This is a genomic window from Pseudoalteromonas sp. GutCa3 (genome assembly GCF_002836155.1).
GTDB lineage: Bacteria > Pseudomonadota > Gammaproteobacteria > Enterobacterales > Alteromonadaceae > Pseudoalteromonas > Pseudoalteromonas arctica.
Genome location: NZ_PJBK01000017.1, coordinates 18,394 through 44,692 on the forward strand (window position 1 = coordinate 18,394; position 26,299 = coordinate 44,692).

Genomic DNA, 26,299 nt, shown 5'->3' on the forward strand with positions numbered 1-26,299 from the left:
TCTTCTATACTAAAATTAATTTTATATTGAATGTGTTAGTAAGGATATTAATGTTTTTTTCAAAAAATAAACAAAATGAAATAGCCTCTTTAAAAGCAGAACTCTATCCATTACAACAAGTGTGGGAAGGGCTTTACCGAGAGATGTTAGTACTGAACATTCTTTATGATGGCCGAATTTCGCACGCCAACGATAGATTTTTAGAAAACCTAGGCTACAGTGAAGACGATCTAACTAATAATTCTTTTGATGATTTTATTACAGATTCGTCTCGCCAATCTTCAGAATTTAAAAGCCTACAGCAAGCTATAAAAAAAGAAGGGCATTGGGGCGGTGCATTACAAGTTATGCGCAGCGATGGCAAAGCTGAATGGTTACGTTTAATAGTACATCCTGTAAAAGGGGAGCAAGATCAGTTGCTCTATTTTTCTATATTCGGGAGTGTGCTTACAAAAACAATTACGGCTTCTCGCGAGCAAAGCGACACTATTAAAGCGATATATCGCTCTATGGCGGTAATTGAATTTGATTTAGAGGGCCATGTGTTAAAAGCAAATGATCAGTTTTTAGCTGCAATGGGTTATCAAGAAAGTGAATTAATAGGAAAGCACCATCGCACATTTTGTGAGGCTTCAGAGTACAACTCCCAAGAATATCTGCAATTTTGGGCTAAATTAAGAGAAGGTAAGTTTATTGCTGAGCGCTTTAAGCGCGTAGATAAACATGGCAACATTGTTTGGCTAGAAGCGTCATATAACCCAATCTCAAATGACGCGAATGAGCTTTATAAAGTAATGAAGTTTGCAACTGTTATCACTGATCAAGTAAATCAAGAAATTGCGATATCACAAGCTGCCGAAATTGCTTATAGCACCTCAACCCAAACTGATAAAAAAGCAGAGCAAGGCGCGAGCGTTATACAAGATACAGTCGCAGTAATGACTGAGCTGGCTATTAACATGGAGCAAGCTGCAAATGAAATTTCAGCGCTTGATCAGCAGTCGCAACAAATATCGAGTATTGTACAAAGCATTAGTAGTATTGCTGAGCAAACAAATTTATTAGCATTAAATGCCGCAATTGAAGCGGCAAGAGCTGGCGAGCAGGGGCGAGGCTTTGCTGTGGTTGCAGACGAGGTTCGATTGCTTGCATCGCGTACCTCAAAAGCAACAGAAGAAATTGTAGAAGTTGTACAGCGCAACCAATCACAAACCCAAAATACGGTGGCTGTAATAGAAAAAGGTAAAGAGAAGGCAGAGCAAGGCTTGGCGTTATCTAAAGAATCTGGTGAAGTGATGCAAGAGATCCAACAAGGTGCACAAGAAGTTGTAAATGCGATTGGGCAATTTACCAGTGAACTTAAAGCTAACGGTTAGATTAGCTTCGTCCTTACTCTAAAGCGGGCACTTTCAATGGTATCCGCTTTAATCTTACTACCCTCAATATACCCCTTGAAACCCATCTAATAATTTCAAATATAACAACTATACCTCTATTAACTCATTAATCGGTATGAAATAAGTTTCTTCTCTTCCCTAAATGATAATAAGTTGTTGCATTTTTGTTCGTTGTTCCTAATACTAGAGTCTGTTGATCTTTCAAGGTTAAATTTGCAGCAGTCTGTTTGGTATTTAGGCAAGGCAGAGCCTAAGTAGTGTGGTTGTTCCCCATAAATAGGCGATAACGTAGCATTAATGCCAAACAGACGCTGCCCAAAGGGTACTTCCTAGAGGCTATTTACTCTTTGTTGCTCGTTTTTTACTTATTCTTACATGGATGTAAGCCAGTAGAGTAACGCAGGAGCAGTTACCGAGCCCACTAGGTTACAAATCTCGCGCCGTGATTAAATAGCCTCTAGTTTGAACAAATTTTAATCCGCAAAGAACAACAGACCCTAGTGAACACCTAAGCTGACAAGCTTATGTAAACCAACATGAATACCTTAAATGATAATAAAATATTAAGTACACAACATTAAGGAATTGTATGAACAACACAAAGCGCACACACAAATTAATTAAGCCAAGCCACCTAATTGGTGCGGGGTTAGCTATGTTAATGAGCTTTTCTGCAGCGAGTAAAGACTACAAAATTATATTAATTCATGGGTTACAAACTTCGCAAATAACAAATAAGTCGGGTAGTGATGTAATCAATGATGGTGAAACATATTGGCAATCGTACTGGAATAATCGTGCAGATGAGCGAATTGATTGGCCTGCTTATGAACGTATTGAAGGTAAAATTGCTACCGATTGGGTGTGGCCAAAGCTAAAGCAAATTTCACGCTCTAATTTATGCAGTGATGGCTGTGTATTTGTAACACATTCAACAGGAGACTTAGTTGCACGCCATATTATTGATAATCAAGAAAACTGGTTAGAAAACGAAGGCTTAGAGCCGCTTAATATTGTTGCTACGTTTGATTTAGCAGGCGCGGGTGGTGGAAGTGAGCTGGCTGACGTAGCTGTTAGTGCTTTAACTGGCGCATCATGGAACTTTGCGGTCGATGCAGCACTCAAATGGTGGCTAGGAAGTGATGTAACCGAGGCCGTTGGTGTATTACACGATTTAAAAGTGAATAATGCACGTAAAATATCTCCATTTCCTGATGCACGTACGCCACGTTTACGCTTTGTTGCCGATGGAAATGCATATTTGGGTTTAACGGGTGGTTTTTTAAAAGGCAATGATGATTCGGTTGTTGCATCGCACTCTTCATGTGGTGCCAGTTCGGCTGGCTCGTTTGGAAGTTGTAGCAGCAGTATTGATACAAATGGCCATTTAAAATCGCAAGGTGATGCAGTAAGTAGCTTTATGCCAAACCATTATCCAATGATGATGAGTGACAGTTATAGCCATAACGAAATACATAACGCGCAGCGAAAAGGTAATGTAACAATAGCCATGAATAACGTAAATGTGGAAGGTGACACTGTAGGTTTTAATACGTTTGATAAAACTACAGGTAGTTGGTTTTGGAAAAAACAATATCGTTATATTAAGGATTCAAATAATTTAAGCGCATCAGCACTTATTTATAATGTGATTCCATAACATACAAGGCGTGTAGTTAAAAACTATACGCCTTATAAAAGATTGAAATATAAAAATGAAAAAATTTTATGTCGTTGCTTTAATTATTAGCACTATTTTATTCTCGCTATGGTTTACAGGTAAAAATGATGCTCATAAAGTTGCTGAGCCAATAACACCTCAGGTTAAACACAGAGCGAGCGTAGCTGATTTATCGCCAGTAAAAGTGATCCCTATAGATGTACCTACAGCAAAAAAAACACAATCAAAAAAACAAATCGCGTTTAATGAAGACTTAACAAAAGCAGCGCAGCAAGTGGTTATGCAATATGAAAGTGCACTTAAATTTCCTCCTTATTCTCAGCCATTGAGTCCATTAGATGAAGATCGATTAAAGCCAAATCAATTCTACCCGGTATCGAGCCCTATTGATGAAAGTGGCGATGCTTTAACGTTAAGTCTTAAGCAATATCGTTTTGTATACCCAGAAGAAATAACAATAAAGATAAGCGCTCAAGGGCTTGGAAAAGTGGTCGTTGAGCTTGCAAATACAGATACAAAAGAAGTGTTAAATACCCATACAGGCAATGCGCGTGACGGTGAAGCAATTATAACATTTGAAGAGGATGAAGATTACCCTCGTAGCTTACAAGTGTTTGTAGAGGGTGATGTTGCCGGTAAAAAAGTTCCCGTAGTTGCACAAATTCAATATATGCCGCCTAGTGCAACTTTAACAGGTTTTGAAACTGCTTATGCACAAAACGAAAACATGATTTTGCCAGCTAACATAGCGGTAGTAAAAAGTGGTTTGTATCGTGTTAGGGCTAATTTATACAGTGGCGATACACCACTTGCTCATTTAGTATCTAAAGAGCGGTTAGCACAAGGAAGCCAAACACTTAATTTGAAAGCCCACTGGTCGGTATTACCACAAGGCATTACAGATATGCGCTTAAGCGACTTTGTTATTGAGAGAATGTCGCCAAGCCCAGGTGAGCGAAACAGCTTTGGGAATAGTGAAATAAGTCATTTTGATATTAACGATTTTTCGTACGATAGCTTGCAGCAATTACCATATCAGGCTAATGCACAAGAAAAGTTAAGTTTGGAATTTTTACAAGGCTTAGCTGAGAGTTAAAAATAGAACGCAATGCTGAATTGGTAAATTTAAGGGGGTTGTACATAAATACAACCCCCTTAAATTTGTTAGCTTAGATTTATAGTAACTACACTTGGCGCTTCTTGTTCATCAAGCTCATTAGCAACAGGCACTTTAGGAATATCTGGTTTATCAAGGGCTATATCGCCACCATCAATTACTTCACCTGTTTGTAAGTTTTTAAAATCAAACAAGTCGGCGTCAGCTAAATGTGAAGGCACTATGTTTTGCATTGCTGTAAAAATGCTTTCAATACGACCTGGGTGCTCCGCATCCCATTTAGCGAGCATTGTTTTTGTATGTTTACGCTGTAAGTTTTCTTGCGAGCCACATAGGTTACACGGAATGATAGGGTAACCTTGTACAAATGCGTATTGGCTTATGTCGCTTTCTTTACAGTATGCAAGTGGGCGAATAACCATATGCTCGCCGTTATCACTCATTAATTTAGCCGGCATACTTTTTAGCTTTCCGCCGTAAAACATATTTAAAAACAATGTTTCAATCATGTCGTCACGGTGATGCCCAAGGGCTATTTTAGTAGCGCCTAGCTCTTTTGCTGTGCGGTATAAAATACCACGACGTAAGCGTGAGCAAAGTGAACACGTTGTTTTACCTTCAGGGATAATATCGGTAACAATACTGTAAGTATCTTCTTCTACAATTTTGTATTCAACATTTAATTTATCAAGATACTGGGGTAAAACATGCTCAGGAAAATCAGGTTGTTTTTGATCAAGATTTACAACAACTAGGTCAAACTTTATAGGTGCTACACGTTTTAAATGTTGAAGCATTTCAAGCATTGTGTAGCTATCTTTGCCGCCAGAAAGACATACCATTATACGGTCACCCTCTTCAATCATATTGAAGTCCATAACGGCTTGACCAGTTTGGCGACGTAAACGCTTTTGCAGCTTATTTAAGTTAAATTGAGCTTTAGCTTGATCTGAGTGTGACAATTACGCCCCCTAGTAAAACAATACAGCAAAGTTATTTGCTAAAAATAAAGGGGCGTATTATACCCAAACCACCTGAATATGCGAGTTTAGGATGTAATTAAAATTGATTTAAACATGCCTTATTAACACGTAAAAATAACTCGCTTATAACTTGTACATAAGGCTTAAAATTAATCCTTTGCCATAGGGCTCACGTAACCATCGGGTTTGAGTGCCAGTACATCACAGTCTAGGCTATCAATTACATGCTCTGCTGTATTACCTACAAGAGCGGCACTTAAGCCCGTGCGACCTACGGTACCAATAACAACTAATTCGCTATTTAACCGCTTCGCTACATCAGGGATTACATCCTCTGGCAGGCCTTCTTCAATAAAACATTGCTCTGGGTTTAAATTAAACTCTGCAGCAAGTGCATTGGTTGATTCATGATGATGCTTTTTAACTGATTCGTTATAAAGTCCTGGGTTAAACTCAGGAATTTCGATGGCAATATTAATAGGAGTTGCAGGGTAGGCATTAACTAAATTAAGTTTTGCGTTGGCAAGTTCACATAAATATTGTGCGTCTTTAATAACGCGTTTATTAAGTGCTACATGTTCTTCGTTTTCACTAACCGCATTTACAGCAGCTAAAATATTACCGTTTGCTGGCCATGCCATTTCTTTTACAAATAATACCGGAGCTGGGCATTTGCGTACTAAGTGCCAATCGGTCGGGGTAAAAATAACTGATTTAAGTGCACCATGTTGATGTGTGCCTTTAATTACTAAATCGTACTTTTCATCAATTACAGTATCGATTATGGCTTCGTAAGGACGATTATGCCAAACCACTTGGGTTTCAATATTTATATCTTTGTAAGGGGAAACTAAATCGTTTAGCCATAGCTGGCGATCTTTTAGTACGGCATCGCGCATTGCTTCGCGTTCATCGCCAGATAGCATTGTCGTCATTTCGTAAGAGAAGTCGTAAACCGTCATAAAGGCGGTAATACTTGCGCCAGATTTTTTAGCTAAATCTATTGAACGTGCTAAACCGTGTTGATCATCTTTGGTGGGGTCAATAACCGCAATAATGCGTTTAATAGTGTTCATATGCTACTCCATTTACCTAACGGGTGTACATTTAGTGTAACGTAAATATAAAACAGTTAAAGGGGTAGCATATAAATTGTTGTTCTAAATCAAACTATTTAATTTAGCGAGGCTTAACTATCGCCGCTGTTTTAGCCAAGGCATCATTATCTAAAATTGTAATAAATTTACCCTCTACTTTAATTAAGTCAGCTTTTTGAAAACGACTTAATAAACGACTAATCGTTTCTACAGTTAGACCTAAGTAATTACCAATTTCGCCACGAGTCATTGTAAATCTAAATTCTTTACGCGAAAAACCACGCTCACCAAAACGCTCCGACAAGTTATAAATAAAACTAGCTAAGCGTTCCTCTGCTGATTTTTTATTGAGTAATAGCAGCATTTCTTGATCGTATGTAATTTCACTGCTCATTAAGCGCATTATTTGTTGGCGAAGTTTAGGTAATTTTCCTGATAGTTCATCAAGAGTATCGAATGGGATTTCACATACCATTGACGTTTCAAGTGCTTGCGAAAAACTAGGATGAGTCATTTTACTTATTGCGTCAAAACCAACTAGGTCGCCCGCTAAATGAAAGCCGGTAATTTGCTCATCACCTCGCTCCGATAACGTGTACGATTTGAATGAGCCAGAACGAACTGCATAAATAGCGTGTAAAGGTGCACCTGATTCGAATAGGTAATCACCTTTATGTAGCGGTTTTTTTCGCTCAATGATTTCGTCAAGTCTATCCATTTCTTGGCCATTAAGTGAAAATGGCAAACACAATTGACTAATACTGCAGTTATTACAGCTAATAGCACAATTACCTTTAGTGCGGCTTTGAGAGAAATCCATAATTTAATCCGTTTAAATTTTTATACATTGCTGCAAAAATAATATTTAGAGGTTAACACGTCCTGAAGATTAATGTACCAGCTTGTCTGTTGCAATAATCAATAAGTAAATACCGTACCAAATTATAACACTGCCTAATACAATTCGGGTCCATGGATGGTTAATAATAGTATTTAGTTTTTGAGCGGTAACGCCTAATGTGATCATCGCGGGAAAAGTACCCAAAGCAAAGCAAAACATAACTAAAGCACCGTCTAACGCACTTGGGCTAGTCATCGCCCATGTAAGCGCTGAATATACTAAACCACAAGGCAGCCAGCCCCACAAAGCACCGTAACCTAAGGCTTTAAAAGGAGAGTTAATAGGCATTAAATATTTATTTAGCTTAACAATGTGTTGCCACACCAAGGTTTTACCAATTTTCTCTAACCATTGCAAAGTAGGGCCCAAGCGCATTATATACACGCCAACGAGGAGCATAAAAATAGCTGCAATGAACGAAAGTACTAAAGAGAAGGAGGTGTTTTGCCTTGCAAATTGGCTGCTAATACCAGCAACAAGTGCGCCTGCAGCCATATAGCTCAGTGCGCGTCCAATATTATAAGCAAATGAATAGGTAAATGTTTTACGCTTGTCACTTGCCAGTTGTAATGAGCTTGCAATACCACCACACATAGCAATGCAATGACCGCTACCGATTAGTCCCATTAAAAATGCGCTGGTATAAAGAGGGTCAATCATTACTTTTGTTATGTTGCTCTTTGTCATCTTCAAACAAAATACTATGACCTTGCTTGTTTAAATCTGAAAACTGCTCGCTTTTTACAGCCCAAAAGAAAACACCAATAGCAATAATGACGAACAAAATGGCGATAGGGATCAAAATGTAAATTATGCTCATAACTTTAATAGCCTTAGTGAATTACTAATCACAATAATCGAGCTGGCAGACATGCCAATAACAGCCATCCAAGGAGCAACTAAGCCCAACGCTGCCAGTGGTAATATTGAAGCATTATACAATAAAGACAGCGCAAGATTTTGCTTAATAATACGTCTGGTTTGTTTTGCTACATTAAGTAAGTGACCAATGGAGGCTAAATCGCTATTAAGAAGCACTACATCGGCGCTATTTTTTGATATGTCTGCACCGGTTTCCATAGCAATAGATAAGTGCGCACTGGCAAATACCGGGCTGTCGTTTACACCATCACCTACCATTGCAACCACTTCGTTTTGTGAAGACCATTGCTCAACGGCGGTTTGTTTATCTTGTGGAGAACATCCAAATTGCACACTTTCAAGTTTAAGTTGCTTAGCTACTTTTTGCCCAGCATCTGACGCGTCACCGGTTAACATGTGACAGGTTAAGTTTTGCGATTGAAGTGAGTCTATGAGCTTTTTAGCATCGCTTTTTACTTTATCAACAAAGTAAAAGCGTGCAACAACTTGCTCATTTATATACAAGCTCGCTTGTGCATTCGATTTTTTGCTATTAAACCAACCACTTTTACCAATTGCGTAATGATTAGTTGCATCTTGTGCGCTAATTCCCAGCCCTGGATGTACTTCAACGTTATTAAGACTGCGGTGAGCTGGCGTAAACTCATCAAATGCACTGGCGATAGGGTGTTCAGAATAACGCTCTAGCATGGCTGCTATATCTAGCACTTGCGCTTTTGTATATTGTTTATCGATTATATCTACTTCATCAAGGCTAAATTTACCTTGCGTAAGTGTGCCTGTTTTATCAAATGCAAATAAAGTAATTTGTGAGAGCGTTTCGAGCACATGCGCTTGTTTTATTAATACGCCTTTGCGGGTAAGCGTTGCCACTGCACATGTGAGCGCGGTAGGTATGGCTAAACTCAGGGCACACGGGCAGGTAGCAACTAAAACCGAAATAGTGATCCAAAATGCGTGTTCAGGATCAATTTGGTACCAACCAATAGCTGTAAGTGAAGCAAATATAAGCAGGCACGCTATAAACCATTGCGCAACTTTATCTGTAATTTCAACCAGTTTAGGGCGCTTGGTTAATGCGTTGTGTTGTAAGCGTATAATTTGATTCAAAAGCGTATTTTGGCCAATTTTATTAATTTTTATTTCAATAACGCCGTCGTGGTTAACGCAGCCGGCGTAGACATTGTGGCCAATAAATTTAGTTACTGGTTGATGTTCGCCGGTCATCATTGACTCATCAACCGTGGTTTTGCCTTTAATGAGTTCGCCATCGGCAGGAATTGTCTCACCTGCTTTAATAAGTACTACGTCATTAAGTTTTAGTTTTTTAGCCGCTATTATAAGCTCTTCGCCACTTTCGTTAATGGTGCGGGCTGTTAATGGTAATAACTTTTGTAAATTGGCAGTAAACTCGCTCGCTTTTAAACGCGCTCTAAACTCAAGATATTTACCTAATAACAGTAAAAAGGTAAACATGCATACAGATTCAAAATACACTTCGCCGACTTGCATAAATGTGGCGTAACAACTTGCACCAAATGCGCCAAAAATAGCCAGTGATACGGGTAAATCCATATTGAGCTGTTTTGCTTTTAAGCCATTTATAGCATTGGTTAAAAAGGGCAGTGCGCTATATAAAATAACCGGGGAGGCCAGTACCAAGCTGATCCATCTAAAATACTGCTCAAAGTTACTGTCCATGCCTGAAAACATGCCAAAGTACATGGCGAACGCAAACATCATTACTTGCATGGTCATTAAGCCTGCAACACCTAAGCGGCGAATATAGGCTTTGGCAGTTTGTTGCTTTTGCTTAGCTTCAATATCTGATTGAAACGGGTAGGCTTTGTAGCCAATTTTAGCTAGGGAAGTAATAACTTCACTCAATGGGGTGGTGGTTTTGTCCCATTGAATCATCGCGCGGTTGGTCGATGTATTTACATCAACACGTTTTACTGTGTTTAAGTTTAAGAGTTGTTTTTCTATAAGCCATGCACAAGCGGCACAGGTTATACCTTCAACGCTCAATAATACCTCTGAGATATTATCGTTAGTGGCTATAAATTCGTCTTGAATGTCTTCGTTGTCATAACTTTTTATAAATGCGAGTTGCTCAGGTACCAGCTGTTCGACCTTTCCAGCACGAACCGTTCGGTATTTATAATAATCGGTCATACCTTGATCAACAATATTTTGCGCAACAGCTTGGCAGCCAATGCAACACATTGGCTGAGCTTTATCGTCAATTATAACGTTTGCGCTAAATCCGTTTGGCACACTTTCAAGGCAATGAAAGCAAGAGTTAGACATAGTTATTACTACTTATAATTAGGAGTAACTAAAACGGTTTGTTCAGTTGGTAACGTTATATTTTCTTTCATTTTCCAACTGCCATCGATTGGCTCAATAAAGACTGAGTAGGCGCCTTGTGTATACTCATTAAGTAATGCAGTAAATTCCTGATTGGCATTAGGAGTAAGTGTTGCTTCAAAGTCATGCGCTTTAATGGTGCGATGATAAAACGAGAGCTTTAATACATGCACGTTACTGCTGTCGCCTTTTGTAAACTTAAAGCTTACGCGGTCGTTGGTTACATTTAATTCGCCATGTAAATAAAGTGCTTTTGCTTTTTCAAACTTAGTCAGTTCTAAGTTTATTGCTTTACCTTTTTTGTAGTAGTCGTCAACAACCATATCTGGACCGTTACCTATTGCCGTAATAAATAAGCTAATACAGCCAATAATGGCAACTAACGGAAAAAAGATTAAAAACCAAGGCCAAAAATTTTTATACCACGGAGTAGGTTGCATAGTGTCTCTAAAATTAGTTTAGGAAGCGTTATTTTATAGGAATTATACGTAAAAGACTAAAAAAAAGCCTCACAGTGGAGGCTTTTTTGATCTGGATTAATCTATTGAATTAAATAAATTAATTTATAAACATTTTATTAACCGCGTGCTTATTTATCTTGCGATAAACTGTAAACATAGGCAGTTAATAAGTGAATCTTATCTTCACCTAAAATGTCTTTCCATGCAGGCATTACACCGGCACGGCCGTGGTTAAGCGTTTCTTCAACAGCACGTTGAGAACTACCATATAACCAAATGTTATCAGTCAGGTTAGGCGCGCCAAATGGTAGGTTATGTGCAACCGACCCTTTACCGTCAGCACCATGACATGCGGCACACATTGCAAACTTAGCGGCACCTGCGTCTGCGTCTTTTTGGTTAACAGTACGACCAGAAAGGCTCAGCACATGTGCTGTCATTTCTTTAACGCCTTGTTCGCCAAGAGCAGGACCCCAAGCTGGCATTGCTGCAATACGACCATAAAGAAGTGTTTCTTTAATTTTGTCAGGTGTTCCGCCATATAACCAATCTTTATCAGTTAGGTTAGGGAAGCCAGTACCACCACGTGCATCAGAGCCATGGCATTGCGCGCAGTTTTGTGAGAATAAACGCTGACCAATTTCAATGGCGACTTGGCCATCTGTTTGCTCATGTTTATTATCATTATCAAGTGCTATTTGCTGCGCTGCATCACCTTCAAATTTAGAACTAACTAAATCTAAAACGGGTACTTGTGCAAGTTTATTAAAAATAGGACCAAAGCGCTCTTCTGCAGCTTCGTACTCTTTATCAAGTTTTACAAAGCGACCATCCGCTTTTGCCTCTGCAACTGCTTTTTTAGATTCAGCTAAAGACGTAATACCTTGGTTAGAGCTAGTCCATTTACCAAAACCTTCCCAGTTACCTAAACCTGGGAAAGCTGCAAGGTAATATACCGACCAAACAAAAGTTGCGAAAAACATGTAAGTCCACCATTTTGGTAGTGGATTATTTAGCTCTTCAATGCCGTCAAATTCATGTCCACAGCTTTCACCTTCTTCTACGCCTGCATAGTTTTTTAAGTTCCAAACTAATAAGCCAAAGATGATGCATAAGCATGCAAGGGTTAATACAATAACCCAAATACTCCAAAAGCTAGTCATTTTTCAGACTCCTTTTCCTCGTTAGAGAGCGTGTTGTCATGTTTTTTTTCATCTTCAAAAATTGCATTAGCTGCGCTGTCAAAACGAGTTTTGCTTCGCTTGCTATATGCCCATGCAACAATCACAATAAACAATACTAAAATTACCAGAGTCAAAATACCTCTGTATGTTCCGTAATCCATAATTTTTTACTTCAAGTGGGTACCAAGTTGCTGTAAATACGCGATGAGAGCTTGGATTTCTGTTGCGCCTTTGCCATCATTCATAGCATTAACTTTATCAACATCTGCTTGAAGCTCTGCATCATCGCCATAACCTAACCCCGGATGTTTTGGGTTTTCTGGGTTAATAGCAAAAGTATCACGGAAAAGTTGTAGTTTTTTCAGAGTAAGGCTTGTATCAACCGTATTCTCTGCTAACCAAGGAAAGCCTGGCATGTTTGACTCAGGAACCACAGCACGTGGATCAACTAAGTGAGCATAATGCCAATCGTCCGAGTAGCGCTTACCAACACGAGCCAAGTCAGGACCAGTACGTTTAGAACCCCATAAAAACGGATGATCCCATACTGATTCGCCTGCTACAGAGTAGTGACCATAACGCTCAACTTCATCACGAAAAGGACGAATCATTTGTGAGTGACAGTTAGAACAACCTTCACGTACGTAAAGGTCGCGGCCTTCCATTTCTAAAGCGTTAAGAGGGCGTAAACCCTCCACTGGTTTAGTTGTATCGTCTTGAAACATTAGCGGAGTGATCTCAACTAACGCGCCGAAGCTAATAGCAAAAACAGTCAGAATAGCCATAAGGCCAACGTTCTTTTCTACTATTTCATGTTTGTTTTGTGAATTTTTCTTGCTCATCATCTCACTCCGTTATGCTAATTGTGCTTGCGCGTCTAGTTTCAGAGATTCTTTCTCAGCTGAAATAGTGCGGTAAACGTTATAAGCCATAACTAACATACCCGTTACGATGAATACACCGCCTACAAAGCGCATGATATAGAAAGGATGCGACGCTTCTAAAGACTGCACAAAGCTGTACATTAATGTACCGTCAGCATTCACTGCACGCCACATTAGACCTTGCATTACACCTGAAATCCACATTGCAACAATGTATAAAACAACACCTACAGTGTGTAACCAGAAGTGGGTATTAACTAATTTAACGCTATACATACGACCTTGCGCGAATAACGCAGGAATTAAGTGGTAAATAGCACCAATTGAAATCATAGCAACCCAACCTAGTGCACCTGAGTGTACGTGGCCGATTGTCCAATCTGTGTAGTGAGATAACGCATTTACAGATTTAATTGCCATCATTGGACCTTCAAACGTAGACATACCGTAGAAAGACAATGAAACAACTAAGAAGCGTAGTACTGGATCAGTACGTAGTTTATGCCACGCGCCAGATAGCGTCATAATACCGTTAATCATACCACCCCAAGACGGTACGAATAGGATAATAGACATAACCATACCTAAACTTTGCGTCCAATCAGGAAGCGCCGTGTAGTGAAGGTGATGAGGACCAGCCCAGATATATAATGAAATTAGAGCCCAAAAGTGAACTACCGATAAACGGTATGAGTACACTGGACGACCTGCTTGTTTAGGTACAAAGTAATACATCATACCCAAGAAACCAGCAGTAAGTAGGAAACCTACAGCGTTATGACCGTACCACCACTGAACCATCGCATCTACGGCACCTGCATAGATTGAATATGATTTAGTTAACGACACAGGCACTGCCATGCTGTTTACAATGTGTAGTACTGCAACAGTAATAATAAAGCCAGCATAGAACCAGTTAGCAACATAAATGTGCGACACTTTACGCTTGATTAAAGTACCAAAGAATACAATAGCGTAAACAATCCAAACCACAGCGATTAAAATATCGATTGGCCATTCAAGTTCTGCGTATTCTTTTGAGCTAGTAATACCGAGTGGTAATGTAATTACTGCTAATACAATAACTAGCTGCCAGCCCCAAAAAGAAAAGGCGGCGAGTTTGTCTGAGAAAAGACGCGTTTGACAAGTACGTTGTACGACGTAATAAGACGTCGCAAAAAGTGCACTGGTACCAAATGCGAAAATTACTGCGTTCGTGTGTAACGGACGTAGTCGAGAGTAAGTTAACCATGGTGTATCAAAGTTAAGTGCTGGCCAAGCTAATTGGGCAGCAATCAGAACCCCAATACTCATGCCAACGATGCCCCAAATCACTGTCATAATAGCGAATTGGCGTACAACCTTATAGTTATACTCAGTTTGTGATGCTACTGTTTGGCTCATTTTCTGGCTTCCGCTGCAATAAATGCGTTTAGAAATGAATTACCCACCTTTAAAAGTGGGGCCTACTATTTTCTCAAGCGTGTTATCTAAAACTTTCAATACATGAAAGCTTCAGAAAATAAACTTGAGAAACCCTTATTTTTTGCGGGTGAAATGATAAATTTTTTGGCCTAAAAAAGATAGGTCAATTACATAAAATTATGACATCAATCAATGTTTGTGAGCTTGTTGTTTATTTTTTGATACAGTTTGTGCCTAATTTGGCTTAATAGTAACACTCGCACTTGTTATTTGCAGTCGCGATTATTAGTATTTGTTTTTCTTTAGTGCGAAATTGTTATGCTTATATATAGATTAAGTTTATTCACGGCGGTATTTTTTTTATTAACAGCATGTGATTTTTCCAAAAATACAGATGAAAAGTTTCTAGAAAATGCCACATGCACAGCCAATTTGCCTTGTACTTTTTCAAATGATGTTAAAGTATGGTTAAGCGAGAAAACTCTTTCTCCCGAAACTCCATTTACTATTTTTAGTGATTTGCCAACAAACCTTACAATTGAAGATGCCAAGCTTAAAGGCATTACTATGTATATGGGTTACATTCCTCAGCAATTTAAAAAACATAATGGCCTGTGGCAGAGTAATACCATGGTTGGCATTTGTTCTGAGCAAAATATGCTCTGGAATTTAGAGCTAACAGTCAAAGATAATACAACCTCTTTAATACAAACACTAAATTACTCTTTTTATGTAACGTATTAGGCTTAATACCTAACTTTCATGCAATCCATTTACCATTAGCAATTTGCATTGTTATCCATACGATTATTTAAGCGAGAAGATCACTAAAACTGCTATTTGAATCAAGTAGCCAATATAAGTTTTTATAATATGAAACTAATTCAATAAAGACACAGTTTTAATTGTGGCTGAACAAAAAGTCTAATCAAAAAAACCGCAAAGTAGTCAGATAAAGCTATTTAAGCACCAAACATGCGTAAATTCGGTTAGTAATTAACATTTAGTTTTGCGGTTTTAATAATTTGCTGTGATTAACTTGTTAATTTATCTGAATTTGGTACACAATTCGATTAATTACATTGAATTACAAAGTTGACCAGTTTGGTTTCAACTGTGTTATTTAAGTATCTTAAATTGTTTATGCTATTGATATTTAAATGTATTTATTCGTTAACAATGAAACAAGTTGTAACGTATGTCCCCAAAAGAGTTGTTCTATTTTGTTGGTTGATAAAAAGCGTACTGGCGTTAAGTTTTCGTTCAGTTAAAAGCGCCTAAGTTGCCCATCTGACTCACTATTCTTATAACAAGTGAGCATTACCAATAAAGGTAAACTTCAACAAGTAGGGTTCTTTCATGAAAAAATCAACTCTTGGCTTAGCTGTAATTGCAGCAATACCAATGTTCTCAAGTGTGCAAGTTTTAGCGGCTGACGAAGCAGCTACATCAATTGAAAAAATTCAGGTGACGGGCTCTCGTATTAACCGTACTGATATGGAAACAGCAAGCCCAATCACAGTTATCGGTGATGACTTCATTGCAAAAAGTGGTTTCACATCTGTTGCTGACATACTTTCTACTCAGCCATCAGCTGCTGGTATTAGCTTAGGCGCTTCAAGTAATAATGGTTCAGGTGGTTCTGCGACAGTTAACTTACGTGGTATGGGTTCGCAACGTACACTGGTATTATTAAATGGTCGTCGTATGGTTTCTTCAGGTACCGGCGCAGATTCTTCTGTTGATTTAAATACCATTCCTGTAGCAATGATCAAATCTATCGAAATCTTAAAAGACGGCGCGTCTGCAGTATATGGCTCTGATGCTATTGCTGGTGTTGTTAACATTATAACAAAGAAAGATTTTGAAGGTTCAGAGCTAAACGTTGAAGGAAGCCGCACTACAAAAGGTGATGGCAATAACTACGGTGTTAGTTTATTACACGGAATGAATATTGCCGATGGCAACTTAGTTGTTGGTGCTCAATACTCAAACCGTGGTGAAGTAATTCAGTCGGATCGTCGTTTTGTAGAGCCTGGCGAGTCTTCATTTATCCCTGAAGGAACACTGGGCGGCAGAACTTACCAGGGTAATGGTGTTTTTGCAGATAGAACTACTTCATACGACTTCACAACATCAAGCTATGCTCAAACACCTAATGAGCTATACAGCTTATTTACTAGTTTTGACAAAGAGCTAGACTCAGACACTACATTTAATGTTGATTTGATGTATACACGTCGTGAATCTAATCAACAACTTGCACCACAACCAGCAAGTATTGATTTAAGTACTTCTAGCTTGGATTCAACTTACACAGATAGCTTCCGTGACGCAGATACAGGCGATCTTGCTGACTCTTTAGAGTACAGAAGAAGAATGGTTGATGCTGGTCCTCGTATTTATGAGCAAGAAACTGACACTTACCGTGTATCTGTTGCATTACAAGGTTTATTAGATAACGATGCAAGCTGGGATGTAAGTGCAACTTACGGTCGTAATGACTCAAAAGATAAAGTTCAAAACTCAATTAATGCAAGTCGAGTTGAAGAAAGCATTTATGCAAACCAAGCTCTTTGGTTCAGCGGTGATTCTTTAGATCGTAGCTTATTAACATCTAACGATTCAATTTATACTGAGTCAAACGAAGGTGGTAACGAGCAATTTATTCTTTCAGCTGGTTACAGCGCAGTAACAGAAAGTGATATTGGTTACGCAATCGGTGTAGAAAACCGCTTTGAAAGTGGTTACTACACACCAGATCTAATTACTCAGCTTGGTGAGAGCACAGCTGCACAACAAGATCCAACTGAAGGTGATTTCTCAGTACAGTCTATCTATTTTGAAACATCTATGCCGGTATTAGAGACTGTTACCCTTGAAGGTGCTGCTCGCTACGATAACTACTCTACCTTTGGTGGCGAAACAACGTGGAAACTTGGTGCAACGTGGAATGTAACTGAAGAGTTTATGGTTCGTTCTGTATTAGCTACTGGCTTTAGAGCACCAAACGTATCAGAACTGTTTGGTGGTAACTCAGGTTCGTACGATTACCTAGCTGATCCATGGGGCAACGAACAAGATGCTCAAATACTTGTAAACTACACAAGTGATAACGATCTTAAAGCCGAAGAAAGTCGCTCTTTCACTTTTGGTATGGTTTGGGAAGTAGCTGACGGTTTATCAACAACTCTAGATTACTGGAAGTTTGATATTACTAATGCGATTACTCGCTTAGATGTTCAAAACGAAATGAATAGCTGTTTTGCAGGTGACTCAGAATCATGTTCATCAGTAAACATTACACAATCTGGTGACTTATCTAACCTAAGTTCAGCACTAACTAACGTAGGTTCTCAAGAAACGTCAGGTGTTGATTGGAATATTAGCTACTCTGCAGATAACTACCGTATAAACCTTGATACAACTTATTTAATTAAGTTTGAAGAAGATGACATTAATTACACAGGTACTATTGATGGCAACATCGGTGGTTACTCTAAAATAAAGTCTAACCTTTCAGTTAATTACGATCTAACTGATTCATTAAATATCCTTTATAACGCAAGATTCCTTCGTGGAATGGATGGTGACTACTACGGTGAAAACTTTAGTACTGACAACGTTATTTACCACGATATTTCAATGAGCTACAACTTGAATGATGCATTACGATTTACTGGTGGCATGAACAACATTTTCGATAAAGAGCCTGAGAAAGTATTAGGTGGTAACGATATGGGTACTGTTCCAGAAGTTTATGATGTAATTGGTTCACGTGTTTTTGCAAGTGTAAACTACAAGTTTTAACTAGCACATTAATCGTATTAAGGCTCAGTATTTACTGAGCCTTTTTTATTGAACAAAACAAAGGAGACAAGTACACTAAAAAGATATTTTAGAAGGAGAACTGATTGTTAAAACAAGATGAAAACTTATCTTTTGTCATTGAACCAGAGCTAACTCCTCGTTCTGAACAGCGCATAGATCTGTATTTTTCTATCCCTAATGAAATGGGGATTAATCCGCAAACGCTTACCGAAGAATCTTACTTTAATAACCACTTTAAATCACATTTAGCATACAACGCTAACAATATACACTTGCCATTAGTACGAAGCCGTTTTGTTAGTAAAAACAAAGGTGAGCAGCAAGATTACCGTCAAAACCTTAATTTATTTTGTTACCAAGTGCGTTTAGCCCTTGATGCCGACATTAAAGACGCGTTAAAAATTGATGAAGCAGAAGACTTTTATAAACGCGCTAACGAAGTATATGAACAAAGTGAAGGGCTTTTAAAAAAGCTGCGTCGCTACACACCAGATGACGAAAAACTACTTCCATTTTTTACCAATGCTGACAACTATTTAAGTTGGCATGTTGAGCAATCATTTTTAAAGCTTTTAGATGAAGGCCCACGTAGTAGCGATTATGCAAAAGAGCGTAACGATTTACTGCAGTTTTGTAAAAACGAAAATACGTACCGAGCAGAGAAAAGCTACAATTCTGAAACCACCATGCAAGACGCAAATCGAATAACAAATAAAATGCGCTTGTTACAACGTTTAATTGAGCATGGCGTTATATTACAGCGCCAAACGCGTTTTCTTAACAGCTACCTTAAACGATTAGTTAAAGGCACTGTAACAGCTGTTATCATGGCATTTGTGATGGTTGTGATACTTAATGCCCGCTCAACGTTTACTGAAGTCACCGCGACGCTTATTTTAATTTTGGGGGTCATTTACGGACTACGTGAAATATTTAAAGAAGACATTACACGTATGATCTGGCGAGCTATTGTACAAGGGCGACCTAAGTGGCGATTTAGTTTTAAAAATAGTATTACCAAAGACAAAATAGCGAGTCAGCTAATTTGGCTTGAATACACACGCTTTAAAAAAATACCTAAAGAAGTTAGATCTATTTTTTCAAAGCGTCGTCAGCAAAATAAACAAGCCGCGCAGTGGTTACACTTTGCAAGTGAGACACGTGTTAGTGCCAAAGAATTTTTACCCGGTTACGATACACTGCAACAAACACTGCAATTTAGTCTTGCACCATTTGCGCGTTATTTAAAGCGTGGTGAAGGGAAGTTATATCATTTAGATAGTAATAAAATTTCTAAGCAGGCGGTTGAACGGCGTTATCAATTAAACATGGTGCTTGTGCTAACTGAGGAAGATAGAACACTCTACCAACGCTATAAAATAACGTTAAATCGTAGTAAAATCGTTAATATTGAGCTTATCTACTCCAAAAAATGAATTTTAGTAATTAAAAAAGGGACTGATAAAATCAGTCCCTTTTTTAAATTTATTTATTAGCTAAACCATGTTTACTATATAAAGTTACTTTGTTTGATACTAGCGTGATCTCGATATTTTTTGCTTCGTCGCCCCACACACAATTAGTATGCAGTGTTTTTTCAACACAATTATCTGCACTTCCCAAAATGGTTTCAACTTCAGTCTTATCCATACCTACTTTGATTTTTTCGTAACTCTCAAGACTTACCTTAGAACAAGCCGCAAGGCTTAATGTAGCTGCGATGATAAGGAGTTTTTTCATTGTTATATCCTACTTAGTATTAATGTTTGAATTTTCTGATTTGGACGATCATGCCCATTCGTGGGTGGTCAAAGTAATGTACTTCACCACTTATTACACGTCTAAACTGAGAAAAGCGGGCTGACTCTATATCGCCATTTTCTAGTTTTTGGCTAATATCAAAATTAGCTGTAATGTATAAATAATGTCGTAAGTGTATTTTAAATAAACCGTCTAGTTCCCATTCTGCTTTTGATTGGTTTGGGTCGTTAAATAGTTCAGGTTGTGAATTTAATAAACTTATAAAATCAGGATTTGAATAGCTAGGGGTTACGTTGGAATCACTTTTAAGGTGTTTACCTGCTATTAAATGCATACTTGGAGCACGCGATTTACTTGCGCCTTCAAAGCGCCAGCCAGTATGTAGAATAGGTGTTAATCCTTTGCGATCTAGCTGTCGGTACTGCGCTTTAAATTGCAGTTGTTCTGGCGCTAATAAATAAGTTTGCTGCATATCATCTTTAGCAGGTGCTAGAGGTGTTATAGGTAGCTCATCGTAGCTTTGTAGGTAGTTTGTACTGTCACCGCATACACCCGATTGCGGGTTTGAATTAACTAATGAGTCGGTAAAAGAGCGTTTTTGAAAACGCTCATCACCATCTATACAGGCTTGCATTGCTTGCTCTGTATAAAGAGGGGTCATTAAATCTAGAGAGTTTTTATCCTCAATAGCTTTGTGCTTAAGTGTAAAATCTTCTTGCAAATACGGAGCAGGGCGCTGCTTAAATACAAGCACCTCAACCTCAAACCAGCGTTCTGCAAATGCAGTGCTGCTAAACAAGCAGCATAAAATAACTAGCGATTTTTTTAGCAACATTAATGGCTAACCTTTTTTTCGAAATCTGCAATCATTGCAGTGACCATTTTTAAGCGTTCGCGAGCGTTAGCTTCACTAATTGCAAAGCGCAGTTTATTTGCGCCATCCATTTTGTACACCTTAGGCGCACTTTGTATCAAACCAATGATGAAGCTAGGGTTAACCTTAGTATCTTGGCTAAACTCAAAGTAACCACCTTTTGGATTTGCCTCAATTTTTGTTATCCCTAAATTACTTGCCTGCATTTTTAATAGTTGTAGGCTAAATAGGTTTTTAGCGGCATCAGGCAGTAAACCAAAGCGGTCTATAAGTTCTACCTGTAGTTCATCCATATCATCAAGGTTAGCACAACTAGCAACTCGCTTGTACATACCTAGGCGTGCATTAACATCGTGTATGTAATCATCAGGTAATAGTGCAGCCAGTTTTAAATCTACTTCGGTTTGTTTTTTAAGTAGATTTTCAAGCGTTGGCTCTTTTCCTTCACGTAGCGCATTTACGGCTTGCTCAAGCATTTCCATGTACAAACTAAAGCCGATTGTTTGCATTTGACCTGATTGATCGTCGCCAAGTAACTCACCGGCGCCACGAATTTCTAAATCGTGTGTAGCAAGGGCAAAACCCGCGCCTAAATCTTCCAACGATTCGATTGCTTGTAAGCGTTTACTCGCGTCTTTAGAGAGTGCTTTAGGGTCACCTGTGAGTAAATAGGCATACGCTTGATGATGGCTTCGACCAACTCGTCCACGTAATTGGTGTAATTGCGCAAGGCCAAGTTTATCTGCTCTATCCATAATAATGGTGTTGGCTGTCGGTACATCGATACCGGTCTCGATAATCGTGGTACATACCAGCACGTTGTATTTTTGATGATAAAAGTCAGTCATTATTTGCTCAAGCTCTTGCTCGCGCATTTGACCATGGGCTGAGGTGACGCTTGCTTCAGGTACCCATTCACTAATTTCTTGCGCAACACGGTCAATAGTTTCCACATTGTTATGCAAAAAGTAAACTTGGCCACCACGTTTAATTTCACGCAGTACAGCTTCGCGTATTAGTTCTACATCGCGTTGGCGTACAAAGGTTTTTACCGCTAAACGTTTAGCCGGTGGCGTTGCGATTATTGATAAATCGCGCATTCCGCTCATGGCCATGTTAAGTGTACGCGGTATTGGCGTTGCAGTTAGTGTGAGTATGTCTACATCGGCACGCAGAGCTTTAATTTTCTCTTTTTGGCGAACACCAAAGCGATGCTCTTCATCAACAATGAGTAAGCCTAAATCGTTAAATTTAATGTCTTGTTGAATAAGTTTATGTGTGCCAATAACTATATCGAGCTTACCGTTGGCCATTTTCTCAAGCGTGTCTTTTTGTTCTTTAGTAGAGTTGAAACGCGAAAGTACACCAACTTCAATAGGAAAATCAGCAAAACGGTCTTTAAAGTTTTCATAGTGTTGTTGAGCTAGCAAGGTGGTAGGCACTAAAATTGCCACTTGCTTATCATCGTTAACCGCTACAAAAGCAGCGCGCATGGCCACTTCTGTTTTACCAAAGCCCACGTCACCACACACTAAGCGGTCCATGGCTTGCTTTGATTGCATATCACCTAACACCGCTTCTATGGCGTTGCGCTGATCGTCAGTTTCTTCAAACGGGAAGCTATCGCTAAATTGGCGATATGCAGGGGCGTCTAGAGTAAACTTATTACCGGGTTTTGCTTGGCGCTGTGCATAAATGTCGAGTAATTCGGCGGCTACATCGCGAACTTTTTCAGCCGCACGTTTTTTTGCTTTTTCCCATGCATCTGAGCCAAGCTTATGCAGCGGGGCGCTAGCTTCTTCACCGCCAGAGTAACGGCTCAGCATATGCAATGCAGACACTGGCACGTAAAGTTTAGCTTCACTTGCGTAAGTAATCGTAACAAACTCAGTAATTACACCTGCGGCATCAATTGTTTGCAAACCTTGGTAACGGCCAACACCATGATCGAGATGCACAACAGGTTGGCCTTCTTTAAGCTCAGCTAAATTACGGATTAGCGCATCTTGGCTGGCTTCGTACTTGTGCTTGCGGCGTCTGCGTTGAGATACTTTAATACCTAGCAGTTCTTGCTCGGTAATAATAGAAAGGCTTGGTTTAGTACCAAGTACTACACTTTGTTCAAGCGGGCTTACTATTAAACCTACATCACTCGCGCTTTTTGTAAATTGTTCGAGTGTTTCAAATTCTTTAAATTTTAAACCGCTTGGTTTTAGAATGCTCAGTAATGATTCGCGACGACCATCGGATTCAACACTGAGTAATATGCGGCCTTTTTTCTTTTTTTGCTCTGCTACATAATTTATAAACGCGGCATAAGGTTCATGCTGCTTATGATCAATTCTAATCGCTGGTAGCTCGCTAACGCTTAAGTTTTTATTGCCCGCTTTAGTACCAAGCTTTGCAAGAGATAAACGAATACGTGCAAAATTGCCTAAATTAGAAAACAGCTCTTCAATAGGCTGATAAAGCGCATTGGGTTCAAGTAATGGACGAAGTGGGTCAACTCTGCGGTTCTCATAGCGTACATTTACATCGTGCCAAAAGGTGTCTGCCGCGTGCTCTAAATCACCCAGCTGCATAACAGTTGTCGTATCTGGCAAGTAGTCAAAAATAGTTGCTAGCTTTTCAAAAAACAACGGCATGTAGTATTCGATACCGGCAGGCCAGTTACCTTTGCTTACTTGCATGTATACAGAATCTTGCTGCGAGCTTGCACCAAATTTTTCGCGGTAGCTTATTCTAAAACGTTCAATATCAGCGTCGTTAGTAGGAAATTCATGCGCTGGAAGTAGCTCAATTTTATCTACTTTTTCATCAGAACGCTGCGTTTCTACATCAAATAAGCGAATTGTGTCGAGTTCGTCATCAAAAAAATCGAGTCTAAATGGATGCGGGCTGCCCATTGGATATAAGTCAACGATAGAGCCGCGTATAGCGTATTCGCCGTGCTCCATTACTTGTTGAACATTTAAATAACCGGCTTGTTCTAAGTTGTCACGAAAGTTATGTGTGTCTAGCTTGTCGCCCACTTTAAAATTTATTGTTGAACCGTAAATAAACGAGGCCGGGGCTGTGCGCAACATTAAGGTAGATACAGGCACAATTAACACACTTTGTTGTTCTTTTTTTAAGGTGTTTAAAGTGGCTAAACGGGCTGAAATAATATCTTGATGGGGAGAAAAGTGATCGTATGGCAGAGTTTCCCAATCAGGAAATACCATTACTGGGTTATCGGGTAATAAATATTCTAATTCTGTTTCAAGGCGCAGTGCGCTTGGTGTATCAGGCGTAACAATCAAGACTAAGTTGTCTTGTTGTTTAGCGCCTTCAGCAATGGCAATACTTAAACCACTTCCGCTTAGCTGGCCCCATTGAATTTTATCTTTTTGAGATTTTACCCAAGGCAAGGCTGCCCATTGCTCAAACGCCATTTATTACTCCATTTATAGTTGGCTCTTAGCAAGTAAGAGCCATCTTGAGTTAAGTTTACTTAGTCTCGGTATATTTTTGTTAGGTCTTTATAGTGATCAATTCGTCGGTCACGCAAGAACGGCCAGATACGTCTTACGTTTTCTGAGCGTTTTTGATCAATTTCAACCACTAAAATTTGCTCATCAGTATTATTAGCCTCAGCTAATAATTCACCTTGTGGGCCTGCAATGAACGAATTCCCCCAAAACGCAATACCATCGCTTTGCGCACTTGGGTCACTTTCATGACCTACGCGGTTACAGCTAATTACCGGTACACCATTGGCAACAGCATGGGCACGCTGACTAATAACCCACGCATCTTTTTGACGAGTTTGCTCAGCAATGTCGTCGTTAGGATCCCAACCAATAGCGGTTGGGTAAATTAACACTTCAGCGCCTGCCATTGCCATTAAGCGGGCAGCTTCAGGAAACCATTGATCCCAACATACTAGCACGCCTAATTTACCCACCGAGGTTTGAATAGGCTCAAAACCGATATCACCAGGGGTAAAGTAGAATTTTTCGTAAAAACCTGGATCATCAGGAATATGCATTTTGCGGTATTTACCCGCAATACTGCCATCTTGTTCTAATACAACCGCGGTGTTGTGATAAAGGCCCGTAGCGCGTTTTTCAAATAAAGAGGCCACAATAACAATGCTTAGCTCTTTAGCAAGCTCACCTAAGGCGTTACTGCTAGGGCCTGGAATGGTTTCGGCTAAATCAAATACGTCAACATTTTCGGTTTGGCAAAAATAGAGGCTTCGGTGTAGCTCTTGGAGTACAACCAGTTTTGCACCTTTTTGAGCGGCTTCACGAATGGCACTCATTGATTTTGCCATATTGTGCTGAGCGTTATCGGTATTGCTTTGTTGCACTAACGCAACGGTTAATTTTGCAGGGCTTGTCATTGTGCTGCTCCAGCTAAAAATCCACGAGGTAATTGCATTGTAATACAGTGCAGGCTGCCAAATTGTTCAATAATTGGTTGGCAATTAACGCCAATAATAGTGTGTTGTGGGTATGCTTTTTGAACTTGTGCTAGAGCACGTTCATCATTGGCATCATTATACGTTGGCACAAGCACAGCATTATTAATAATTAAGTAGTTAGCGTAGGTAGCCGGTAAGCGTGTTTGCTCATCGTCATACGCGGCTTTTGGCCACGGTAACTCAATTAAGTTATATGGGGTGTTATCGGCAGTTTTAAAGGCTTTTAGTTGTTTTTCCATTGCATCAAGTGCGCTAAAGTGCTCATCAGTTTTATCGTCACACTGCACATATACAAGGGTATTATTTGGAGCAAAGCGCACTAAGGTATCAATGTGGCTGTCGGTGTCATCACCCGCTAAATAGCCATGATCAACCCATAAAAAACGTGTTGCTCCCAAGTGCTCTTTTAAAAGTATTTCTATGTCAGCAGGGTTTAAATCTGGGTTACGGTTTTTGTTAAGCAAACATTCGCTGGTTGTTAGCAACACACCATGCTCGTTTATTTCAATACCGCCACCTTCAAGTACCATATCGAGCGCTTGATATTGGTTGTTTGTGCTACTTAGCTCTTTTACCAAAGTACGATTAATTTGATTGTCTAATGCGCTTTCAAATTTATTGCCCCAACCATTGAAAGTAAAATCGTATACTTTTAACTGCTCTGGTGAATCAATAGCGGCGCAAGTAAGCGGACCATGATCGCGCGCCCAGGTATCGTTGGTAGGCGTTACTACAAAATGAACACGATTAAGAGAGATGTTAGCGCTATTTAGCAATGCTGTAATATGCATTTTTAAGGCACTGTTATGCGCCACAATAACAAGCTGTTGCTGCGTTGTTATATGCTTAGCAAGCTCAATATATACAGGTTCTACACGTGCTAAATTATCAGCCCAATCTGTGTCTTTATGAGGCCATGTAAGCATAACAGCGTCTTGCTCGGCCCATTCTGGTAAAAGTCTAAAGTTCATGAATTTTATATA

General features: G+C 39.3%; 22 protein-coding genes. 6 read left to right on the top strand and 16 right to left on the bottom strand.

Annotation, left to right across the window (positions count from 1 at the left end):
• Positions 1-50: 50 nt before the first annotated feature.
• The 3 genes from CXF64_RS02240 (at position 51) to CXF64_RS02250 (ending at position 4,174) form a co-directional block, all read left to right on the top strand.
• Entirely contained in the window at positions 51-1,376 is a 1,326-nt protein-coding gene (locus CXF64_RS02240; protein ID WP_101163322.1) for a methyl-accepting chemotaxis protein, read from the top strand.
• A 610-nt stretch (positions 1,377-1,986) separates the two neighbouring features.
• A complete protein-coding gene (locus CXF64_RS02245) occupies positions 1,987-3,057 on the top strand; it encodes a hypothetical protein (protein ID WP_007585627.1) in 1,071 nt (356 codons plus the stop codon).
• A 55-nt stretch (positions 3,058-3,112) separates the two neighbouring features.
• The gene (locus CXF64_RS02250) at positions 3,113-4,174 is read left to right on the top strand and encodes a hypothetical protein (RefSeq protein ID WP_101216171.1); all 1,062 of its coding nucleotides are present in this window, start codon (positions 3,113-3,115) and stop codon (positions 4,172-4,174) included.
• A gap of 68 nt (positions 4,175-4,242) precedes the next feature.
• Here CXF64_RS02250 and ttcA read toward each other — a convergent pair whose 3' ends face one another.
• The 11 genes from ttcA to ccoN all read right to left on the bottom strand — a co-directional run bounded on the left by ttcA (position 4,243) and on the right by ccoN (position 14,361).
• Positions 4,243-5,157, bottom strand: coding sequence for a tRNA 2-thiocytidine(32) synthetase TtcA (gene ttcA / locus CXF64_RS02255; protein WP_007585631.1), 915 nt, complete (start codon positions 5,155-5,157; stop codon positions 4,243-4,245).
• Between the two features lie 170 nt (positions 5,158-5,327).
• Complete coding sequence (uspE, locus tag CXF64_RS02260) at positions 5,328-6,254, bottom strand: universal stress protein UspE (RefSeq protein ID WP_007585634.1); 927 nt, start codon at positions 6,252-6,254, stop codon at positions 5,328-5,330.
• Positions 6,255-6,357: 103 nt separating this feature from the next.
• The gene (locus CXF64_RS02265) at positions 6,358-7,095 is read right to left on the bottom strand and encodes an FNR family transcription factor (RefSeq protein WP_101216172.1); all 738 of its coding nucleotides are present in this window, start codon (positions 7,093-7,095) and stop codon (positions 6,358-6,360) included.
• Positions 7,096-7,164: 69 nt separating this feature from the next.
• Positions 7,165-7,836, bottom strand: a complete 672-nt coding sequence (locus CXF64_RS02270) for a sulfite exporter TauE/SafE family protein (RefSeq protein ID WP_101216173.1) — start codon at positions 7,834-7,836, stop codon at positions 7,165-7,167.
• The gene (ccoS, locus tag CXF64_RS02275; protein ID WP_002963071.1) at positions 7,829-7,996 is read right to left on the bottom strand and encodes a cbb3-type cytochrome oxidase assembly protein CcoS; all 168 of its coding nucleotides are present in this window, start codon (positions 7,994-7,996) and stop codon (positions 7,829-7,831) included. Before ccoS ends, CXF64_RS02270 begins: the two co-directional genes overlap by 8 nt.
• Positions 7,993-10,368, bottom strand: a complete 2,376-nt coding sequence (locus CXF64_RS02280) for a heavy metal translocating P-type ATPase (protein ID WP_101216174.1) — start codon at positions 10,366-10,368, stop codon at positions 7,993-7,995. The genes ccoS and CXF64_RS02280 overlap by 4 nt, the downstream gene beginning before the upstream one ends.
• An 8-nt stretch (positions 10,369-10,376) precedes the next feature.
• A complete protein-coding gene (locus tag CXF64_RS02285; protein WP_101216175.1) occupies positions 10,377-10,868 on the bottom strand; it encodes a FixH family protein in 492 nt (163 codons plus the stop codon).
• Between the two features lie 149 nt (positions 10,869-11,017).
• A complete protein-coding gene (gene ccoP / locus CXF64_RS02290) occupies positions 11,018-12,052 on the bottom strand; it encodes a cytochrome-c oxidase, cbb3-type subunit III (RefSeq protein ID WP_101216176.1) in 1,035 nt (344 codons plus the stop codon).
• Positions 12,049-12,234, bottom strand: a complete 186-nt coding sequence (locus CXF64_RS02295; RefSeq protein ID WP_010554061.1) for a cbb3-type cytochrome oxidase subunit 3 — start codon at positions 12,232-12,234, stop codon at positions 12,049-12,051. The genes ccoP and CXF64_RS02295 overlap by 4 nt, the downstream gene beginning before the upstream one ends.
• A 6-nt stretch (positions 12,235-12,240) precedes the next feature.
• Positions 12,241-12,915, bottom strand: coding sequence for a cytochrome-c oxidase, cbb3-type subunit II (ccoO, locus tag CXF64_RS02300; protein WP_010554062.1), 675 nt, complete (start codon positions 12,913-12,915; stop codon positions 12,241-12,243).
• 12 nt (positions 12,916-12,927) lie between these two features.
• Complete coding sequence (gene ccoN / locus CXF64_RS02305) at positions 12,928-14,361, bottom strand: cytochrome-c oxidase, cbb3-type subunit I (protein WP_007585649.1); 1,434 nt, start codon at positions 14,359-14,361, stop codon at positions 12,928-12,930.
• Between the two features lie 339 nt (positions 14,362-14,700).
• Here ccoN and CXF64_RS02310 point away from each other — a divergent pair, with 339 nt between their 5' ends.
• The 3 genes from CXF64_RS02310 (at position 14,701) to CXF64_RS02320 (ending at position 19,649) form a co-directional block, all read left to right on the top strand.
• Positions 14,701-15,126 (top strand): hypothetical protein, encoded by a 426-nt coding sequence (locus CXF64_RS02310; RefSeq protein WP_007585651.1) that lies wholly within the window; start codon positions 14,701-14,703, stop codon positions 15,124-15,126.
• A 615-nt stretch (positions 15,127-15,741) separates the two neighbouring features.
• Positions 15,742-18,192: a TonB-dependent receptor gene (locus tag CXF64_RS02315; protein WP_007585660.1), complete on the top strand. Its 2,451-nt coding sequence runs from the start codon at positions 15,742-15,744 to the stop codon at positions 18,190-18,192.
• A gap of 104 nt (positions 18,193-18,296) precedes the next feature.
• Positions 18,297-19,649, top strand: coding sequence for a hypothetical protein (locus tag CXF64_RS02320; RefSeq protein WP_007585662.1), 1,353 nt, complete (start codon positions 18,297-18,299; stop codon positions 19,647-19,649).
• A 49-nt stretch (positions 19,650-19,698) separates the two neighbouring features.
• Here the strand turns inward: CXF64_RS02320 and CXF64_RS02325 are convergent, their stop codons facing one another.
• The 5 genes from CXF64_RS02325 to CXF64_RS02345 are packed head-to-tail and all read right to left on the bottom strand — an operon-like array spanning position 19,699 to position 26,287.
• Positions 19,699-19,953, bottom strand: coding sequence for a hypothetical protein (locus CXF64_RS02325; protein WP_007585664.1), 255 nt, complete (start codon positions 19,951-19,953; stop codon positions 19,699-19,701).
• A gap of 19 nt (positions 19,954-19,972) precedes the next feature.
• Positions 19,973-20,809 (bottom strand): peptidoglycan binding protein CsiV, encoded by an 837-nt coding sequence (locus CXF64_RS02330; RefSeq protein WP_101163971.1) that lies wholly within the window; start codon positions 20,807-20,809, stop codon positions 19,973-19,975.
• Positions 20,809-24,282: a transcription-repair coupling factor gene (mfd, locus tag CXF64_RS02335; protein WP_101216177.1), complete on the bottom strand. Its 3,474-nt coding sequence runs from the start codon at positions 24,280-24,282 to the stop codon at positions 20,809-20,811. Before mfd ends, CXF64_RS02330 begins: the two co-directional genes overlap by 1 nt.
• 59 nt (positions 24,283-24,341) lie before the next feature.
• Positions 24,342-25,235, bottom strand: coding sequence for a carbon-nitrogen hydrolase (locus CXF64_RS02340; RefSeq protein ID WP_024608294.1), 894 nt, complete (start codon positions 25,233-25,235; stop codon positions 24,342-24,344).
• A complete protein-coding gene (locus CXF64_RS02345; protein ID WP_101216178.1) occupies positions 25,232-26,287 on the bottom strand; it encodes an agmatine deiminase family protein in 1,056 nt (351 codons plus the stop codon). The genes CXF64_RS02340 and CXF64_RS02345 overlap by 4 nt, the downstream gene beginning before the upstream one ends.
• Between the last annotated feature and the right edge of the window lie 12 nt (positions 26,288-26,299).

Coding starts and splice junctions, on each gene's coding strand:
- CXF64_RS02240 (WP_101163322.1), top strand. CDS start 51: ATGTTTTTTTCAAAAAATAAACAAAATGAAATAGCCTCTTTAAAAGCA.
- CXF64_RS02245 (WP_007585627.1), top strand. CDS start 1,987: ATGAACAACACAAAGCGCACACACAAATTAATTAAGCCAAGCCACCTA.
- CXF64_RS02250 (WP_101216171.1), top strand. CDS start 3,113: ATGAAAAAATTTTATGTCGTTGCTTTAATTATTAGCACTATTTTATTC.
- uspE (WP_007585634.1), bottom strand. CDS start 6,254: ATGAACACTATTAAACGCATTATTGCGGTTATTGACCCCACCAAAGAT.
- CXF64_RS02265 (WP_101216172.1), bottom strand. CDS start 7,095: ATGGATTTCTCTCAAAGCCGCACTAAAGGTAATTGTGCTATTAGCTGT.
- CXF64_RS02270 (WP_101216173.1), bottom strand. CDS start 7,836: ATGATTGACCCTCTTTATACCAGCGCATTTTTAATGGGACTAATCGGT.
- ccoS (WP_002963071.1), bottom strand. CDS start 7,996: ATGAGCATAATTTACATTTTGATCCCTATCGCCATTTTGTTCGTCATT.
- CXF64_RS02280 (WP_101216174.1), bottom strand. CDS start 10,368: ATGTCTAACTCTTGCTTTCATTGCCTTGAAAGTGTGCCAAACGGATTT.
- CXF64_RS02285 (WP_101216175.1), bottom strand. CDS start 10,868: ATGCAACCTACTCCGTGGTATAAAAATTTTTGGCCTTGGTTTTTAATC.
- ccoP (WP_101216176.1), bottom strand. CDS start 12,052: ATGACTAGCTTTTGGAGTATTTGGGTTATTGTATTAACCCTTGCATGC.
- CXF64_RS02295 (WP_010554061.1), bottom strand. CDS start 12,234: ATGGATTACGGAACATACAGAGGTATTTTGACTCTGGTAATTTTAGTA.
- ccoO (WP_010554062.1), bottom strand. CDS start 12,915: ATGAGCAAGAAAAATTCACAAAACAAACATGAAATAGTAGAAAAGAAC.
- ccoN (WP_007585649.1), bottom strand. CDS start 14,361: ATGAGCCAAACAGTAGCATCACAAACTGAGTATAACTATAAGGTTGTA.
- CXF64_RS02310 (WP_007585651.1), top strand. CDS start 14,701: ATGCTTATATATAGATTAAGTTTATTCACGGCGGTATTTTTTTTATTA.
- CXF64_RS02315 (WP_007585660.1), top strand. CDS start 15,742: ATGAAAAAATCAACTCTTGGCTTAGCTGTAATTGCAGCAATACCAATG.
- CXF64_RS02325 (WP_007585664.1), bottom strand. CDS start 19,953: ATGAAAAAACTCCTTATCATCGCAGCTACATTAAGCCTTGCGGCTTGT.
- CXF64_RS02330 (WP_101163971.1), bottom strand. CDS start 20,809: ATGTTGCTAAAAAAATCGCTAGTTATTTTATGCTGCTTGTTTAGCAGC.
- mfd (WP_101216177.1), bottom strand. CDS start 24,282: ATGGCGTTTGAGCAATGGGCAGCCTTGCCTTGGGTAAAATCTCAAAAA.
- CXF64_RS02340 (WP_024608294.1), bottom strand. CDS start 25,235: ATGACAAGCCCTGCAAAATTAACCGTTGCGTTAGTGCAACAAAGCAAT.
- CXF64_RS02345 (WP_101216178.1), bottom strand. CDS start 26,287: ATGAACTTTAGACTTTTACCAGAATGGGCCGAGCAAGACGCTGTTATG.